Annotated in this window: 16 protein-coding genes, 1 tRNA gene, 2 rRNA genes, 1 other RNA gene and 1 other annotated feature; of the genes, 5 read left to right on the top strand and 15 right to left on the bottom strand. The window is 44.6% G+C overall.

Annotation, left to right across the window (positions count from 1 at the left end; genetic code table 11):
• From M3205_RS23250 to tadA, 8 genes are all read right to left on the bottom strand, one after another.
• Positions 1–99, bottom strand: a 16S ribosomal RNA gene (locus M3205_RS23250); the annotation flags it as partial.
• 277 nt (positions 100–376) lie between these two features.
• Complete coding sequence (locus tag M3205_RS23245) at positions 377–640, bottom strand: pro-sigmaK processing inhibitor BofA family protein (protein ID WP_035333490.1); 264 nt, start codon at positions 638–640, stop codon at positions 377–379.
• 106 nt (positions 641–746) lie between these two features.
• Entirely contained in the window at positions 747–965 is a 219-nt protein-coding gene (locus M3205_RS23240) for a YaaL family protein (RefSeq protein ID WP_251172061.1), read from the bottom strand.
• A gap of 17 nt (positions 966–982) precedes the next feature.
• The gene (gene recR, locus M3205_RS23235) at positions 983–1579 is read right to left on the bottom strand and encodes a recombination mediator RecR (protein WP_251172060.1); all 597 of its coding nucleotides are present in this window, start codon (positions 1577–1579) and stop codon (positions 983–985) included.
• Between the two features lie 126 nt (positions 1580–1705).
• Positions 1706–2026 carry a YbaB/EbfC family nucleoid-associated protein gene (locus M3205_RS23230; RefSeq protein WP_095246243.1) on the bottom strand — a complete coding sequence of 107 codons (321 nt, stop codon included), beginning with the start codon at positions 2024–2026 and terminating at the stop codon, positions 1706–1708.
• Between the two features lie 22 nt (positions 2027–2048).
• Positions 2049–3746: a DNA polymerase III subunit gamma/tau gene (gene dnaX / locus M3205_RS23225; RefSeq protein WP_251172059.1), complete on the bottom strand. Its 1698-nt coding sequence runs from the start codon at positions 3744–3746 to the stop codon at positions 2049–2051.
• Positions 3747–3881: 135 nt separating this feature from the next.
• Positions 3882–4146, bottom strand: an RNA gene (gene ffs / locus M3205_RS23220) — signal recognition particle sRNA large type.
• A gap of 79 nt (positions 4147–4225) precedes the next feature.
• Complete coding sequence (tadA, locus tag M3205_RS23215) at positions 4226–4762, bottom strand: tRNA adenosine(34) deaminase TadA (protein WP_285886901.1); 537 nt, start codon at positions 4760–4762, stop codon at positions 4226–4228.
• Between the two features lie 76 nt (positions 4763–4838).
• Here tadA and M3205_RS23210 point away from each other — a divergent pair, with 76 nt between their 5' ends.
• The 4 genes from M3205_RS23210 to M3205_RS23195 all read left to right on the top strand — a co-directional run bounded on the left by M3205_RS23210 (position 4839) and on the right by M3205_RS23195 (position 8242).
• On the top strand, positions 4839–5414 hold the full coding sequence (locus M3205_RS23210; RefSeq protein ID WP_251172058.1) for a cysteine hydrolase family protein: 576 nt from the start codon (positions 4839–4841) through the stop codon (positions 5412–5414).
• A 45-nt stretch (positions 5415–5459) separates the two neighbouring features.
• Complete coding sequence (locus M3205_RS23205; protein WP_251172057.1) at positions 5460–6746, top strand: LysM peptidoglycan-binding domain-containing protein; 1287 nt, start codon at positions 5460–5462, stop codon at positions 6744–6746.
• Positions 6747–6935: 189 nt separating this feature from the next.
• The gene (locus M3205_RS23200) at positions 6936–7577 is read left to right on the top strand and encodes a deoxynucleoside kinase (RefSeq protein ID WP_251172056.1); all 642 of its coding nucleotides are present in this window, start codon (positions 6936–6938) and stop codon (positions 7575–7577) included.
• Positions 7574–8242, top strand: a complete 669-nt coding sequence (locus tag M3205_RS23195) for a deoxynucleoside kinase (RefSeq protein WP_035333477.1) — start codon at positions 7574–7576, stop codon at positions 8240–8242. Before M3205_RS23200 ends, M3205_RS23195 begins: the two co-directional genes overlap by 4 nt.
• 106 nt (positions 8243–8348) lie before the next feature.
• On the opposite strand, the gene M3205_RS23190 is transcribed toward M3205_RS23195, so the two are convergent.
• The 6 genes from M3205_RS23190 to guaB all read right to left on the bottom strand — a co-directional run bounded on the left by M3205_RS23190 (position 8349) and on the right by guaB (position 14835).
• A tRNA-Ser gene (locus M3205_RS23190) sits at positions 8349–8441 on the bottom strand.
• A 96-nt stretch (positions 8442–8537) separates the two neighbouring features.
• Positions 8538–9815 (bottom strand): serine--tRNA ligase, encoded by a 1278-nt coding sequence (gene serS, locus M3205_RS23185; protein ID WP_251172055.1) that lies wholly within the window; start codon positions 9813–9815, stop codon positions 8538–8540.
• 51 nt (positions 9816–9866) lie between these two features.
• Positions 9867–10091: a binding site (T-box leader), on the bottom strand.
• Between the two features lie 61 nt (positions 10092–10152).
• The gene (gene pdxT / locus M3205_RS23180) at positions 10153–10740 is read right to left on the bottom strand and encodes a pyridoxal 5'-phosphate synthase glutaminase subunit PdxT (RefSeq protein ID WP_251172054.1); all 588 of its coding nucleotides are present in this window, start codon (positions 10738–10740) and stop codon (positions 10153–10155) included.
• A gap of 11 nt (positions 10741–10751) precedes the next feature.
• A complete protein-coding gene (pdxS, locus tag M3205_RS23175) occupies positions 10752–11633 on the bottom strand; it encodes a pyridoxal 5'-phosphate synthase lyase subunit PdxS (RefSeq protein ID WP_251172053.1) in 882 nt (293 codons plus the stop codon).
• 161 nt (positions 11634–11794) lie between these two features.
• Positions 11795–13099, bottom strand: a complete 1305-nt coding sequence (locus M3205_RS23170) for a D-alanyl-D-alanine carboxypeptidase family protein (RefSeq protein ID WP_251172062.1) — start codon at positions 13097–13099, stop codon at positions 11795–11797.
• A gap of 272 nt (positions 13100–13371) precedes the next feature.
• On the bottom strand, positions 13372–14835 hold the full coding sequence (guaB, locus tag M3205_RS23165; protein WP_251172052.1) for an IMP dehydrogenase: 1464 nt from the start codon (positions 14833–14835) through the stop codon (positions 13372–13374).
• 112 nt (positions 14836–14947) lie between these two features.
• On the opposite strand from guaB, the gene M3205_RS23160 reads away from it, so the two are divergent.
• The gene (locus M3205_RS23160; RefSeq protein WP_251172051.1) at positions 14948–15907 is read left to right on the top strand and encodes a YaaC family protein; all 960 of its coding nucleotides are present in this window, start codon (positions 14948–14950) and stop codon (positions 15905–15907) included.
• Positions 15908–16397: 490 nt separating this feature from the next.
• Here M3205_RS23160 and rrf read toward each other — a convergent pair.
• A 5S ribosomal RNA gene (gene rrf / locus M3205_RS26065) occupies positions 16398–16478 on the bottom strand; the annotation flags it as partial.

Genomic DNA, 16478 nt, shown 5'->3' with positions numbered 1-16478 from the left:
GCTGACTTCAGGGAGCAAGCTCCCATCTGTCCGCTCGACTTGCATGTATTAGGCACGCCGCCAGCGTTCGTCCTGAGCCAGGATCAAACTCTCCATATAAGAGTTGATTAAGCTCGATTGTCTTTTCAAAAAAGACTAATGATTTAAACGTTGACGTATTGTTCGTTCAGTTTTCAAAGATCAATCCGCCGCTCAGAAGCGACTTTATTAATATATCATTCTCACGATTCAATGTCAACATCTTTTTTTGTAAGTTGTTTTCCATTGCGTCGTGGTGACGACCTTTAATATATTATCACCATCAAAAAGAGCTGTCAACAGAATTACTAAAAAAAGATTTAAAAATAAAAACAGCCGCTTCAGAACGGCTGTAAAGTTAAATAATCCATGTCTGTATAGCAACAAGGGCAAACAATCCTGGAATGCCAAGGAAACCGGAAATGGCCGAAGTGGCAAGGTTTATAGGAACATGAATGCCAATCTGATTCCCAAATGCATTTAAGAAAAATAATAGGAGTGCACCTATGATCAGTTTAATGGCTCCCTGCCCTATGAATCTCACCGGTTTTACCGGGGCTCCTATAAATAGAAGCAATAAAATTAATCCCCCCAAAATGGAAATCACTACGATAGGATCCAAAAGAAAAATCCTCCTCTCAGGAAACTTGTACTACTAATTTATGATTAGTGTGTACAAAAAAGACCTTAGAGGAGGACAAGTATTTTCTTCCCGTTAAATAAATTACTTACATTCTCACTTTAACATTTCTCTTTTTAGCTTCCCTGAATAGAAAAAAGTATTTCGCTTCGGCCAGTTTTGCCTGGCTGATTGCCTCAGGGGATGGATCAAAGCTTTTTTCTACCAGTGATTTCTGGTTGTTCCAATCTGTTTTCAATCTGTTCAGCTGATCCAGAAGCTTCTCATCAAACTCGCTGCGAAGCCACTTTTTTCTGCGAAAAAACATATACTCAGCCTCCGTGCTTAAACTTCTCTTCTTCCCTCTAACGCTTTTGAGAGTGTTACTTCATCCGCATACTCCAGGTCTCCGCCTACCGGCAAGCCATGGGCGATCCGGGTAGCTTTAATGCCGGATGGCTTGATCAGGCGGGAGATGTACATGGCTGTTGCTTCCCCCTCAATATTCGGATTGGTGGCAAGAATAATCTCCTGGACCGTCTCATCCTGAAGCCTTTTCAATAAGTCAGGAATATTGATATCTTCAGGCCCAATCCCATCCATCGGAGAAATTGCTCCATGAAGGACATGGTACAGCCCGTTGTATTCCTTCATCTTTTCCATGGCAATCACGTCTTTCGGATCCTGGACCACACAGATGACGGACCTGTCGCGTCTCTGGTCCTCACATATATAACAGGGATCCTGGTCCGTAATATGGCCGCAGACAGAGCAGTAAGATAAATTTCTTTTCGCGTTGACCAGCGCTTTCGCAAAATCCAGCACAGTATCTTCCTTCATGCCTAAAACAAAAAACGCCAGACGCGCAGCCGTTTTCGGGCCGATTCCGGGCAACTTCATAAAGCTGTCAATCAGCTTGGATATCGGTTCAGGATAATGCATGTATGTTTCCTCCTATATGAAAAGGAAAAGCGCCGCGATCATGATGGCCTGATGGATATCCCATCAGGCTATGTTCGCTGGCGCCCGGCCTGTCTGTGCTTTTAAGCACTCCTTCGGGATGTTTAATTACATTCCCGGCAGGTTCATTCCTTTAGTAAATTGGCCCATCGTATCGTTTGTTAAATCTTCCGCTTTTTTCAGTGCATCGTTAGTTGCCGCCAGGACAAGGTCCTGAAGCATTTCGATGTCTTCCGGATCAACAACTTCCTCTTTAATGTTTACTTCTAAAACTTGTTTATGTCCGGATACAACGACAGTCACCATTCCGCCGCCGGCTGTTCCTTCAATTCTTTTTTCACCAAGCTCTTCCTGTGCCTGAGCCATCTTCTTTTGCATTTTCTGCATTTGCTTCATCATATTTTGCATATTTCCCATTCCACCGCGCATTTTACATACCTCCAACTAGTTTCTATTCTTTAATTTCAATTAGTTCAGCGCCAAATAACTTGACTGCTTCAGCCACATGAGGCTCTTCCTCATTTCCGCCGAAGCCTCCGCCAGACTCATCTCCGTCACGCTGGCTGCGCAGGAAATCCTCCCTGACACTTTGCCATTGTTCATCCGGAATGCCGACCAGCTGCAATCTCTTTCCTAAAAGTTCAAACAGGATATTTCCCAAAGTATCCAGAAATTTCGCATTATCCATGGCCATCTGACAATGAATTTCATATTTGAATTTTACGATAAGGGCTGTTTCCGATGCGGCTACAGGCTCTGCTTCATTAAGAAGGGCTGCCTGGGAGCGCATCTGGTTTTGAACAAGCAGGTTCAGCATCTCTCCCCAGCGGCTCTTTACAGCCACCAGATCGTTTTTTGTAGCCTGCTTCAGTACTTCATTCACTTTCCCTACTGGTGCCTGGAATCCTTTGCGTGAACTTCTCTGCGGTTTTTTCTGTACAGCAGGAGCCCCATCATCTTTCACCGCTATGCCGTTTTTCTTTAATTCCGCCAGCTCGTGCTGCAGCTGTTCGATTTGCTGTATGAGCGGCTTGATGTCTGCAGACTGCCCTGGTCTCTCCCGCTGTTCAAGCTGGCACAGCTTCACAATCGCCACTTCCAGGAATATTCGCGGATGGTTGGTCCATCTCATTTCCTGCTGGGCCTTGTTCAGTACCTCAATCAGCTCATAAAGCTCTTCCGGTTCCACTTCTCCGGCAAGCTGCTGGAAGTCCTCATCAAGCATAACTCTTTCTAATGATTCCTCCAGCCTTGGAGCCGCTTTAAATAAAAGCATGTCCCGGTAATAAAGGATAAAGTCCTCTATAAAGCGGGATGGATCTTTCCCCTGAAAAAGGAGCTCCTCCAGAAATTCCAGCCCGGATGCAGCATCCCGGTCTTTAACCGCTCTTGCCAGTTTATTTAAAAACCCTTGCGACACCGCACCTGTTACAGACAGGGCATCTTCGACTGTAACACGATCCTGACTGAAGGAGATTGCCTGATCAAGCAGGCTGAGCGCATCACGCATACCGCCTTCTGCGGCTCTTGCGATGATCTGCAGGGCCTGCTCTTCATAAGCTGCATCTGTTTCATCCGCAATCAGCTTCATTCTTCCTGTTATCGCCTGAGCCGTAATCCGTTTGAAATCGAATCGCTGGCAGCGGGAAATAATCGTCAGGGGAATTTTATGTGGCTCGGTTGTGGCTAAAATAAAAATAACATGCTTAGGCGGCTCTTCAAGCGTTTTTAACAGCGCATTGAAGGCTCCAATGGAAAGCATATGCACCTCATCCACGATGTAAACCTTATATTTTACAGCGTTCGGGGCATATTTCACTTTGTCCCTGATATCCCTGATTTCTTCTACACCATTATTGGATGCGGCATCGATTTCAATGACATCAGGAATTGATCCGTCTGTAATCCCTCTGCAGGCCGAACACTCATTGCACGGTTCAGTGACAGGTGCCTTCTCACAGTTAACAGCCTTTGCAAGTATTTTTGCCGCACTCGTCTTACCGGTTCCACGGGGGCCGGAAAATAAATAGGCGTGTGATATCTTCTCCTGAAGCAGGGCGTTTTGCAAAGTCTTTGTCACATGTTCCTGGCCGACAACATCGATGAACTGCTGCGGGCGCCAAACACGATATAAAGCTTGATAACTCACTGACACGCCCCCTTCCTATGTATAGTCCTTCATCTATTATAACGTATCTAAATTCCTTTTTACAAAACCTAGAGAAAAAAATGCAACAAAAAACCCACCCCGCAAAAGGATGAGTTTTAATTACAATATAAACTGCCGTGCACCTTCCGTCGACTGGCGCCCATAGGCGTTACTTAAGCAGTTAGCTCGGCCCAGGCAACCCTGCGGCACATGGGAGCGTCCACTTAATGCTGCTTCCTTCCGGACCTGACATGATTCATGGATTCCCATTGCGCAGGACCCGGGCGTCAACACCACTTACTTAAGGCAGGCCCTACAGGACACCAGCCTCGGGAAGGGATTCAGCCTCGCTAGAGCGGATTGCGAGTACAGGGCACCGCTACCTCCCCGCCTAGCACGGCAAAGTTGATACCATATTAAGGTGCGTCTTTGTCCGACGCATTTATAAGTATACTAATAATCAGAGGAAAAAGCAATGCCTAACCATTGTCAATTCCTGTATCCTGTTCCATCTGCCGCAATTGCCTTCTCTTCTTCTCGTCTTTCTTGCGCTTTCGCAAGTTCCGGAAAAAACTTGAAAGCATCTCGCCGCATTCTTCTTCCAACACCCCTGCGACGACTTCACTCTGGTGATTGAACCGCTCATCCTGCAAAAGATTCATGAGCGTTCCGGCACAGCCGCCTTTCGGATCCGCGGCTCCATACACCACCTTTTGGATGCGCGACAGAATGATGGATCCCGAACACATCGGACAGGGCTCCAAAGTTACATAGAGGACGGCATTCTCCAGCCGCCAGGTTCCGAGTTTTTTGCATGCCTGATCAATGGCCAGGAGTTCCGCATGCGCAATCGCAGTCTGATTCACTTCTCTCAGATTATGGGCACGGGCAATAATCTCTCCGTCCAGAACAACGACAGCGCCAATTGGAACCTCATCCAGTTCTTCAGCAAGCTTAGCTTCCTTGATAGCCTCCCGCATATACAGTTCATCTTCAGTGAATGATTCCTGAATCAAATATCTTCATTCCTTCTCTTAACATCTGTGTAAAAGCGGCCCCTTTTACGAAAAATACTCTTAAAGGAGCGATTCGATGAAAAATCCGCAAGCCTATAAACCGGCTCTTATCATTATTGACATGATTAACGACTTTCAATTTCACCATGGCAAAATCCTTGCTGAAAAAGCTTTGAATATCATAAAGCCCATCAATGAGCTAAAGACCGCATTCCATGAACAGGGTCTCCCGGTCATTTACGTGAATGATCATTATAACCTCTGGAAGGCTGATCTCGATACGATTATGAATCATTGCCGCAATCCTGTCAGTGAGCGTATCCTTCATGAAATGCACCCGTCTCCGGATGATTATTTTTTAATAAAGCCAAAGCACTCCGCTTTTTATGGCACTGCCTTAAATACTCTCCTGCACCAGCTCGGCGTCAATCTGCTAGTCATGACCGGAATCGCAGGCAACATCTGTGTCCTGTTTTCAGCCAATGACGCTTATATGAGAGAATACAATCTGCATATACCGCATGACTGCACTGTTTCCAACGATGACCATGATAATGCAAATGCCTTAAAGATGATGGAAAACGTATTAAAAGCCAATTTATCTTCCTTCTCTGAAAACAATTATAACATTTCTTCCCTGTTTCCTTCATAAAATGGCAGTAGTGTTTAAGATGTGTTTTTCAGGGAGGGAGATAGATTGCAGATTCATGTTGTCCAGCAAAACCAGTCTTTGTTCGGCATTGCCCAGGCATATGGAACGACTGTTCAGGATCTCGTTGAAGCAAATGAAATTCCCAATCCTAATAATCTGGTCATCGGCCAGACACTAGTTATTCCGATAATAGGAAGCTTTTATTGGGTGCAGCCTGGTGACAGTCTTTACTCGATTTCAAGAAAGTTTGGCATCTCTTATCAGCAGCTGGCTTCAGTTAATGGCATTTCAGTAAGCCAGCCGCTTCAGGTGGGGTTCCGCCTTTATATCCCGCCCCGCCCGAAAACGAAAGCAGAATTCAATGCCTATGTAGAGCCAAGAGGCAATACAGTCGCCCCTGAACTGGAGGAAAGCGCAAGAGAGGCCGCTCCTTATCTGACCTATCTGGCGCCGTTCAGTTTCCAGGCTCTACGCGATGGCTCTTTGAAGGAGCCGCTTCTGAATGATTTCCCAGCTATTGCGAGAGCCAATAATAATGTACTGATGATGGTGATCACAAATCAGGAAAACGATCAGTTCAATGACGAACTCGCCAGAATACTGTTAAATGATATGGCGATCCAGAATAAATTTTTGGATAACATTACAGCTACGGCTAAAAAATACGGCTTCAGGGATATTCATTTTGACTTTGAGTTTCTGCGTCCGGCTGACCGAGAAGCCTATAACAATTTTCTCAGAAAAGCGAAGGCAAGATTCAGGCAGGAAGGCTGGCTGATTTCCACCGCATTGGCCCCGAAAACCAGCGCCGATCAGAAAGGGCTCTGGTATGAAGGACATGATTATAAAGCCCACGGGGAGATTGTTGATTTTGTCGTCATCATGACCTATGAATGGGGCTACAGCGGCGGTCCGGCTATGGCCGTTTCACCGATCGGCCCAGTGAGGCAGGTTTTGGAATACGCAATCAGTGAAATGCCATCTTCTAAAATCATGATGGGCCAGAACTTGTATGGCTATGACTGGACACTTCCGTTTGTCCAGGGCACCACCGCAAAAGCCGTCAGTCCCCAGCAGGCCATACAGATTGCAGCGGAAAATAATGTGGCCATTCAATATGACTACAAAGCACAGGCCCCATTTTTTAACTACACAGCACCTGACGGGAAAAGGCATGAAGTCTGGTTTGAGGATGCCCGCTCCATCCAGGCTAAATTCGACTTAATTAAAGAACTGAAGCTGCGGGGCATGAGCTACTGGAAGCTCGGCCTGTCTTTCCCGCAAAATTGGCTTCTGATTACGGAAAACTTCGATGTGACAAAAAGAGCATGATAACACAGCAGCTGCCCTTTACAGGCAGCTTTTTTATTTTTCAGATAATGTGCTCTTATTTTCTTATTTCCAGCCGAAATTCCATATCCCTTCCACTCCATACTGTGATAAAATAAGCTTTGTGTCATTTTGGAACGTACTTATAAATGGTTTCTATAGATAAATAAGCAATGCAGGAGGATGATTACTATGGGGGGAATACCTTTTATTACAGTAGAGGGACCGATTGGCGTTGGGAAAACATCTCTCGCTAAAGCAATTTCTGAGAAACTTCAATATGCCTTGCTAAAAGAGATTGTTGATGAAAATCCTTTTTTAGGAAAATTCTATGAAAACATTGAAGAATGGAGCTTTCAGACTGAGATGTTTTTCCTATGCAACCGCTACAAACAGCTGGTTGATATCAACAATCACTACCTGGCCCAAAATAAGCCTGTTGTGGCGGATTATCATATTTTCAAGAATCTGATCTTTGCACAGCGCACATTGAATCAGACTGAATATCAGAAGTATTTAAAGATCTACGACATTCTGACGGGTGATATGCCAAAGCCGAATGTCATCATCTATCTGAATGCCAGCCTTGAAACACTGCTCGACCGAATCGAGCTGAGAGGCCGTGAAATTGAGAAGAACATCAGTCCGTTATATCTCGAGCAATTATCCCTTGATTATGAAACGGCTATGAATGAGTTCGAAAGGCAGCACCCGGATATTCCGGTCATCCGCTTTAACGGGGATCAGCTGGATTTTGTGAAAAATGAAGCAGACTTAATGCATATATTCGATACCTTATCGACATCATTAAAAAAGAGGAGTATACACTTATGAATCTAAGGCAGAAATATGAGATTCCTTCGAACGCTGTCATTACCATTGCCGGAACCGTCGGAGTCGGAAAATCAACAATGACCAATGCGCTTGCGGATGCACTGGGGTTCCGAACCTCTTTCGAAAAGGTTGATACAAATCCTTACCTTGATAAGTTCTATGCAGATTTCAACCGCTGGAGCTTTCACCTGCAGGTTTACTTCCTGGCTGAACGCTTCAAGGATCAGAAGCGCATTTTCGAATATGGCGGCGGCTTTGTTCAGGACCGCTCTATTTATGAAGACACAGGCATCTTTGCCAAAATGCATTATGAAAAAGGGACGATGTCCAAGGTCGATTATGAAACCTACACCAGTTTATTTGATGCAATGGTGATGACACCATACTTCCCGCACCCTGATTTGCTTATTTACCTCGAAGGCTCGCTTGATGACATTCTTTCCCGCATTCAGGAGCGCGGCCGTCCGATGGAGCAGCAGACACCGATTTCCTACTGGGAAGAAATGCACCAGCGCTATGAAAATTGGATCAACAGCTTTAACGCATGTCCGGTCCTGCGCCTGAATATCAATGATTATGACATCATTCAGAATGAGCAATCCATTGAGCCGATTGTGGAGCGCATTTCTTACTTCCTAAGACAAACGCAATTATTGAAAAAATAACCGCCATTATCGGCGGTTATTTCTTTGAACGCACAAAAAAACCGCTGATGCGTCAGCGGCTTTATGTATCTCCAATATTTATGCGCGTGTTAGATGTCAATTAAAATGGAGGAGGAAAGGGGATTCGAACCCCTGCGCGGTTTGACCCGCCTGTCGGTTTTCAAGACCGATCCCTTCAGCCAGACTTGGGTATTCCTCCGTATCGACAAGAAATACTATATCATCTCTCAAATAGGATGTCAACATTATTTTTCAAAAAAATAGAGCGGATTGTAAGTCCGCTCCAATCCTTCTATTAAGGCTTAATAACTTCCCGATTGCCCATATATGGACGAAGTACTTCCGGAATGATAACACTTCCGTCAGCCTGCTGGTAATTTTCCAGGATAGCTGCCACCGTGCGGCCGATCGCAAGGCCGGATCCATTCAATGTGTGCACATGCTCCGGCTTGCCTTTTGCCTCGCGGCGGAAGCGGATATTGGCGCGTCTTGCCTGGAATCCTTCGAAGTTACTGCAAGAAGAGATCTCTCTGTACGTGTTATAACTTGGGATCCAAACCTCGATATCGTATTTCTTCGCGGCTGTGAATCCAAGATCGCCTGTGCACATGCTCATTACACGGTATGGCAGGCCTAGCAGCTGGAGGACCTTTTCTGCGTGTCCTGTCAGCTTTTCAAGCTCATCATAAGACTCTTCAGGCTTCACAAACTTCACAAGCTCTACCTTGTTGAACTGATGCTGGCGGATCAGCCCGCGTGTATCACGGCCGGCAGAACCTGCTTCAGAACGGAAGCATGCACTGAATGCCGCATAGTTAATCGGAAGCTCATCTGCATTCAGAATTTCTTCCCTATGCATATTGGTGACAGGCACCTCAGCAGTTGGAATCAGGAAGTAATCCTCACTTTCAATCAGGAACGCATCTTCTTCAAATTTCGGAAGCTGTCCTGTTCCTGTCATGCTTGCACGGTTGACCATGTACGGAGGAAGAACTTCCTTATAGCCATGCTCGTCTGTGTGCAAATCAAGCATGAAGTTGAATAGTGCGCGCTCAAGGCGGGCACCAAGGCCTTTGTAAAATACAAAGCGGCTGCCTGTTACTTTGCTGGCACGCTCAAAATCAAGCAGATCAAGATCTGTTGCAACATCCCAGTGCGGCTTTGGTTCGAATTCGAAGTCACGAACTTCCCCCCATTTGCGGATTTCCACATTATCGTCTTCTGTTTCACCGACAGGCACGCTTTCATGAGGAATGTTTGGGATGCTCAACAGCAATTGGTCCAATTCTTCCTCGACCGTGCGGAGCTCCTCATCCAATGCTTTAATTTTGTCGCCGACTTCTCTCATTTCTGTGATTAAATGGTCTGCATCCTGCTTTTCGCGCTTCAAGGCTGCAACCTGCTGGGATACTTCATTCCTTTTGCTCTTCAGCTGTTCTGCTTCTACAATCAATTCACGTCTTTTCACATCCAGATCTTCGAATTTTCCGAGATCCGTCAAATCCTCGCCGCGGTTCTGAAGCTTGTTTTTCACTTCTTCAAAATTAGCCCTCAAAAATTTAATGTCCAGCATCTTTAGTACCTCCTAAAAATAATTTAGAACACAAAAAACTCCCGTCCCCAAGAAAGGGACGAGAGTTACCCGCGTTGCCACCCTAGTTGAAAGCATAAGCTTTCCACCTTAAATCCATAACGGTTTTAACCGAAAGCATTTACTTTTCCCGGGCCTTCCCGGGTGTTCCATGCTTTGCTCGAGGATGGATTCACAGGGTTTATTCACCGGTTTTCACCAGCCACCGGCTCTCTAAAGAACAAAGTTCCTGTTACTAGTTCCTCTCATTGCTTTTCAGCTATAAGAATTTTGTAATTCATAATGTACTACAATTATGTTCCATTTGCAACCAAAATATTCAAATTGCTAATTGCTTGGACTCTTTAATCATTTCAACAAAATAACCTGTCAGGCGATGGTCATCCGTCAGTTCCGGATGAAAGGAGCAACCGAGGAACCTGCCTTCACGCGCAGCCACAATCCGTCCATTGTGCTTGGAAAGGATTTCAACATTCTCCCCCGCCTCGACAATATGCGGCGCACGGATAAAGACTGCCGCAAAATCTTCTGCCACTCCGGCAATATCAAGATCAGCCTCAAAGCTTTCACGCTGGCGGCCGAATGAATTTCTTTCCACCCGGACATCCATTACACCAATATGAGGCTCATCATAGCCAATAATGTGTTTTGCAAGAAGGATCAGCCCGGCGCATGTACCGAACATCGGCTTTCCTGACTGGGCAAACTCCTTAAGGCTGTCCATAAAATCGTATTTATCTATGAGGCGTCTCATGGTCGTGCTCTCACCGCCAGGCAGGATCAGCCCGTCCACCTCATCAAGCTGCTCTTTGCGTTTGATGACCACAGCTTCGGCGCCGCATGCTTCTACCGATAGAACATGCTCTCTGACCGCACCCTGCAGCCCTAATACTCCAACCTTTATCATATCTATTCTCCTTACCAGCCGCGCTCCTGCATACGAGCTTCAGGAGCCAATGAAGAAATTTCGATACCCTTCATCGGTGTGCCAAGTTCTTTTGAAAGTTCAGCAATTAATTTGTAGTCCTGATAATGTGTAGTAGCTTCCACAATGGCACGTGCAAATTTCGCAGGGTTTTCAGATTTGAAGATACCTGATCCTACGAACACACCGTCAGCACCAAGCTCCATCATTAGAGCTGCATCTGCAGGTGTTGCAACGCCGCCTGCTGCGAAGTTTACGACTGGAAGGCGTCCAAGGCTCTTGACTTCCAAAAGAAGCTCATATGGCGCTCCCAAAAGCTTAGCTTCTGTCATTAATTCATCTTCATTCATGCCGACAACTTTGCGCACCTGTGCATTCACCTTGCGGATATGGCGCACAGCTTCAACGATGTTTCCAGTCCCAGGCTCACCCTTTGTGCGAAGCATGGAAGCACCTTCGCCAATACGGCGTGCTGCTTCGCCTAAATCACGACATCCGCAAACGAACGGAACAGTGTAATCTCTTTTATTCAAATGGTATTCTTCATCCGCGGGAGTTAAAACTTCACTCTCATCTATGTAATCGACACCCATCGCTTCAAGTATACGAGCTTCTACAATATGGCCGATACGCGCTTTTGCCATTACCGGGATTGAGACTGCTCCCATTACTTCTTCCATAATACGCGGATCTGCCATGCGTGCTACACCGCCGGCTGCACGGATATCAGAAGGAACGCGCTCAAGTGCCATAACTGCTACTGCACCAGCTTCTTCTGCGATTTTTGCCTGCTCAGCGTTAACGACGTCCATAATAACGCCGCCTTTTTGCATTTCTGCCATTCCCCGTTTAACACGATCTGTACCTGTCTTCATGTTTATCCCCCTTCGTAAATACCATCTGCTCTGGATGGGTTAAATATTGTGATAAAAATAATTTTTCAAAAAAAGGAAAATAGATTAACTTACTCGGAATTTTCCCTATTGAAAATATGCAATGAAAAAGGGCTCCTGTCAAGACAGGAAAGCCCTTTTTCTTAAAACCAACCTTTTACAGTTGAGGAAACACTACCCCATAGGTCACCAAAGAAACCGCCGATGCTGCGCATAGTCAGCACGAACCAGTTTGCTTTTTCAACACTTTCAGCGGCTACAACATCCACCTGGATATTGTCTTTCCCTTTATCAGACAGGAATTCAAGCTTCCCGTCCTCTTTAGACTCGATCGTTAAGTAGCCGACCTTTTCTCCCTTTTTAATTGGAGCAGTCAATTCACCATTTTCATTTAATTTCTTTTTATCCAGAACAAGAACGGGCTTAAAGTTTTCCTTTTCCCCATTTCTCATAACCATTTCGATGGCATCTTTAGAAGAAATCTTCACTTTATCTTCTTTCCCTTTTGTAACAGGCACTGTTTTCTTGCCTTTCACCTGATGGTTGGCAGGAACGATTTCTTCTTTCGTGAAGTTGGTGAAGCCGAAGTCGAACATTTTCTTAGTTTCATCGAATCTTGATTTATAAGTAGCCTGGCCATTCGCTCCTTTAGCGTTCATAACCACACTGATGTAGCGGTTGCCGTCTCTCAGAGCTGTACCTGTGAAACAGTATCCGGCAAAGTCAGTTGTACCTGTTTTAAGGCCATCTGCCCCTTCATAGCCATATACCAGCTCAGGAAGCATCCAGTTCCAGTTTTCCATTTTAATTTCATCATCTGTACCCTCTCTGAAGGTCTTTCTAGGGGTACTTGCCGTTTCCAGCACTTCCGGGAACCGGTTAATCAATTCTTTAGCCAGAGTAGCTGTATCTCTCGCTGACATTACGTTTTCTTCCTCAGGACCGCCTGCTGGAACAGAACCCTTTAAATCACGGTTATTCAAACCGCTGGAATTAACGAATTTATAGTCTTTCAGCCCAAGCTCTGCCGCTTTTTCGTTCATCATTTTAACAAAGTTCGTTTCTGAACCGGCAATCGTCTCTGCAATCGCAATCGTTGCACCATTCGCAGAGTAGATAGCCATGGCTTCATACAATTCACGGATATTGTATTTGCCGTCTCTTCTTAACGGAACATTTGATAAGGCACGGTCCTGTGAGACTTTCCATACATTTTCACTTACTGCGTATTCCTGATCCCACTTCACTTTGCCTTTTTCAACGGCTTCAAGAAGCAGGTATTCTGTCATCATTTTCGTCATACTGGCAATGCCCAGTACTTTATCCGCATTTTTTTGATATAAAATCTTTCCAGTCTCTGCATCTACTAAAATAGCAGCATCGGCATTGATATTTAAGATATCTTCCGCATGTGCTTTATGTATACCAGGTAAAAGACCTAATATCATGACCAAGGCAAGGAATCCAGCGATAGACTTACGGTATAATGTTTTCTTCAATTTTACTGCCCTCCAACGTTTTAATACACTTTTGTTATTTTATCATAACTCTGATTCAAAGAATAGATAGAGTAATTACCTATTCCTGCCTCTCTTGTGGCATGATTGACCCACTTGCCTGCACTGATATTTTCCTAGTATCCATTTTTGGGCATAAAAAAAGCAGAAGAGGTTTCCCTCTTCTGCTCTAATTGCTGTTTTTCGCTAGCACAGTTGATGAATTATAGCGAGTAGTTTGGTGCTTCTTTTGTGATCTGCACATCATGCGGATGGCTTTCTCTCAGGCCTGCACCAGTCATTTTAATGAACTGGGCATTTTCGCGAAGCTCGTGAAGATCTTTTGTTCCGCAATAGCCCATTCCGGAACGGATACCTCCGATAAGCTGGTAAATGGTATCAGTTAAAGGACCTTTATATGCAATGCGCCCTTCGATACCCTCTGGAACGAACTTTTTATTATCTTCCTGGAAGTAACGGTCTTTTGAGCCTTTTTCCATGGCTGCAACTGAACCCATTCCTCTGTATACCTTAAAGCGGCGTCCCTGGAAAATTTCCGTTTCGCCCGGGCTTTCAGAAACACCTGCAAGAAGGCTGCCAAGCATAACGGCATGTCCGCCGGCTGCCAATGCTTTCACAATATCCCCGGAATATTTAATTCCGCCATCAGCAATAATGGACTTTCCATGCTTGCGTGCTTCGGTTGCACAGTCATAAACAGCTGTGATCTGCGGTACCCCTACACCTGCAACAACGCGTGTTGTACAAATCGATCCAGGTCCGATTCCCACTTTTACAATATCGGCACCTGCTTCAATCAAATCCTTTGTTGCTTCAGCTGTCGCAACGTTTCCGGCAATAATGGCCAGATCCGGATAAGTATTTCTGATTTCGCGTACGGTATCAAGCACGCCTTTTGAATGCCCATGTGCCGTATCCACTACAATTACATCCACGTCTGATTTCACAAGCATTTCAACGCGTTTCATCGTATCACCTGTTACACCAACTGCTGCACCTGCCAGCAGGCGACCGCGCTCATCCTTTGCCGAGTTGGGAAACTCAATAACTTTTTCAATATCTTTAATGGTGATTAACCCTTTTAAAACACCTTCATCATCTACCAGCGGCAATTTTTCAATTTTATACCTCTGGAGAATCTTTTCTGCTTCATCCAATGTGGTTCCAACCGGAGCCGTTACAAGGTTTTCCTTTGTCATTACATCGGAAATTTTTATCGAAAAGTCCTGAATGAATCGGAGATCACGGTTTGTCAGAATGCCAACAAGCTTCAGTTCCTCAGTATTGTTGACGATAGGCACACCTGAAATCCGGTATTTGCCCATTAGATGTTCTGCGTCAAATACCTGCTGTTCTGGAGTGAGAAAGAATGGGTCCGTAATAACGCCGCTTTCTGAACGTTTTACTTTATCAACCTGATCAGCCTGCTGTTCTATGGACATGTTTTTATGAATAACTCCCAAACCGCCCTGGCGCGCCATAGCGATCGCCATTTCTGCTTCAGTTACCGTATCCATTCCGGCACTAATCACTGGAATGTTGAGTGCAATCTTTTCAGTCAAATTAACTTTAAGGCTGACATCACGAGGAAGTACCTCTGATTTCGATGGAACCAGTAAAACATCATCAAAAGTTAAACCTTCTTTAGCAAACTTAGTTTCCCACATCTTTTTTGACCTCCTGGACTCGAAAATATTATTAGTAGGTTATCAATTGGACAAAATACTGTCAAGGACGGAATGATATGTTGGATTTTTCAAAAGATTCGGAGGACTACCAGTGATACATCCATTTGATTCTAAAAGCTCCTTTTTGTATTTTTTTTCTGCGAACACTTCACAGGAATTTTTAAAGAAATGCTACCAAAAGCAAAACCTTGAGCAGGCTGAACAAAAGAGCTATGAAAACAGTTACCCTTTTATATACTATCTAGAACACGGGCAAGTATACTATGAGCAGGCAGAGAAGGCACCACTAGTCATCCAGCCGATTCTCTTTTTTTACGGGCTGGTTCACCTTGTGAAGGCCTGCATATTGACTGTAGACCCTAATTATCCCGAGACCACTTCGGTCTTGGCACACGGGGTATCTACCCGAAAAAGAAAAAAACAGCAATATAATTTTTTTCAGGATGAAGTGAAATTTCAAAAAAGCGGGCTTTTCCCTTATATGGGTGAAAAGTTATTTCACATGAAACATTTGGAAGGCGAAAAAATAACGATGGGAGAGTTATTCGGCCAGATTCCGGAACTTAATGATTTGTACAGCCAGACGGAGGGCCGTAAAACATTTCTCGAAGCAGGACTGGAAAAGGATAAATTAATTTTGCCAAAAATGATTCTTGATCGCTTTCATATGACCGAATCCCGTTTTGTGGAGTATCTGCAGTCAAAGTCAGACTCTCATATAAGCTTTCAGGAATCAGAAGGGTCAGCATTGAAATTCAAGTTGGAAAATTTGAATACATATAATTTTAAGCCATTACGGTATAGTCCGGATGCTGGAAAGTTCTTCTTCCCGCTAGCTAAAGATGAATTGAATGATATCCCTGAACTTCTTATTCATTATCTGCTGCTGTATAACTTAAGCATGATTGCCCGCTACGAAACTGAATGGTGGAGCGAACTCATCAAAATGATGCCGAATAAAGACTATCCGTTTATTCAAACTTTCCTTCAAATTACGGCTTTAAAGGGGCCGTATTTGATTTATCAGTATTTGGCTGATAAGAAGCAGTAAGGTTTTATTTAAGGATATGCTGACTGCGGCTCTCATTTGTGAGCTGCATTTGTTGTTTTGTTGTGGGTGTTTGGAAGAGGAAGAGTGCGAATTTAATCAGGTGGCCGGCTGTTTTTTCAGGCAAGAAGCATAGCTTGGCGGTTTATCTGACAGGTTTTGGCGTTTATCTAGCAGGTCTTGGGTTTTATCTAGCAGGTTTATGAATTTATCTAACATGCTTTATGATTTATCTAGCAGGTTTGGGAGTTTATCTAACATTTAGCACAATCCTGCGTTGCAGAAACGAAAATGACCATAAAGATAGGAATGGTGCATATAATTTGATTCTGGTGCATATAGCGTGATAGTGATGCATATCTGTGCCGAAGTGACGCATTTGTCGACCGAAGTGACGCATAACTGCACTTTTCATATATAAAAAAGAGTCCATTTGAATCAGATACATATCATTACACACAAAAAAGAGCACCCATCAGGTGCTCTTTCATATGCCCGGCAGCGTCCTACTCTCACAGGGGGACAGCCCCCAACTACCATCGGCGCTGAGAAGCTTAACTTCCGTGTTCGGTAT

It is taken from the genome of Cytobacillus firmus, assembly GCF_023715565.1.
Lineage (GTDB): Bacteria > Bacillota > Bacilli > Bacillales > Cytobacillaceae > Cytobacillus > Cytobacillus firmus_C.
Note: the sequence above shows the minus strand (reverse complement) of the source record. Positions and strands in the feature narration are given on the sequence as shown.

Coding starts and splice junctions, on each gene's coding strand:
- recR (WP_251172060.1), bottom strand. CDS start 1,579: ATGCATTATCCTGAACCGATATCCAAGCTGATTGACAGCTTTATGAAG.
- M3205_RS23200 (WP_251172056.1), top strand. CDS start 6,936: ATGGGGGGAATACCTTTTATTACAGTAGAGGGACCGATTGGCGTTGGG.
- serS (WP_251172055.1), bottom strand. CDS start 9,815: ATGCTGGACATTAAATTTTTGAGGGCTAATTTTGAAGAAGTGAAAAAC.
- M3205_RS23195 (WP_035333477.1), top strand. CDS start 7,574: ATGAATCTAAGGCAGAAATATGAGATTCCTTCGAACGCTGTCATTACC.
- M3205_RS23230 (WP_095246243.1), bottom strand. CDS start 2,026: ATGCGCGGTGGAATGGGAAATATGCAAAATATGATGAAGCAAATGCAG.
- M3205_RS23210 (WP_251172058.1), top strand. CDS start 4,839: ATGAAAAATCCGCAAGCCTATAAACCGGCTCTTATCATTATTGACATG.
- M3205_RS23240 (WP_251172061.1), bottom strand. CDS start 965: ATGTTTTTTCGCAGAAAAAAGTGGCTTCGCAGCGAGTTTGATGAGAAG.
- guaB (WP_251172052.1), bottom strand. CDS start 14,835: ATGTGGGAAACTAAGTTTGCTAAAGAAGGTTTAACTTTTGATGATGTT.
- M3205_RS23170 (WP_251172062.1), bottom strand. CDS start 13,099: ATGATATTAGGTCTTTTACCTGGTATACATAAAGCACATGCGGAAGAT.
- pdxS (WP_251172053.1), bottom strand. CDS start 11,633: ATGAAGACAGGTACAGATCGTGTTAAACGGGGAATGGCAGAAATGCAA.
- pdxT (WP_251172054.1), bottom strand. CDS start 10,740: ATGATAAAGGTTGGAGTATTAGGGCTGCAGGGTGCGGTCAGAGAGCAT.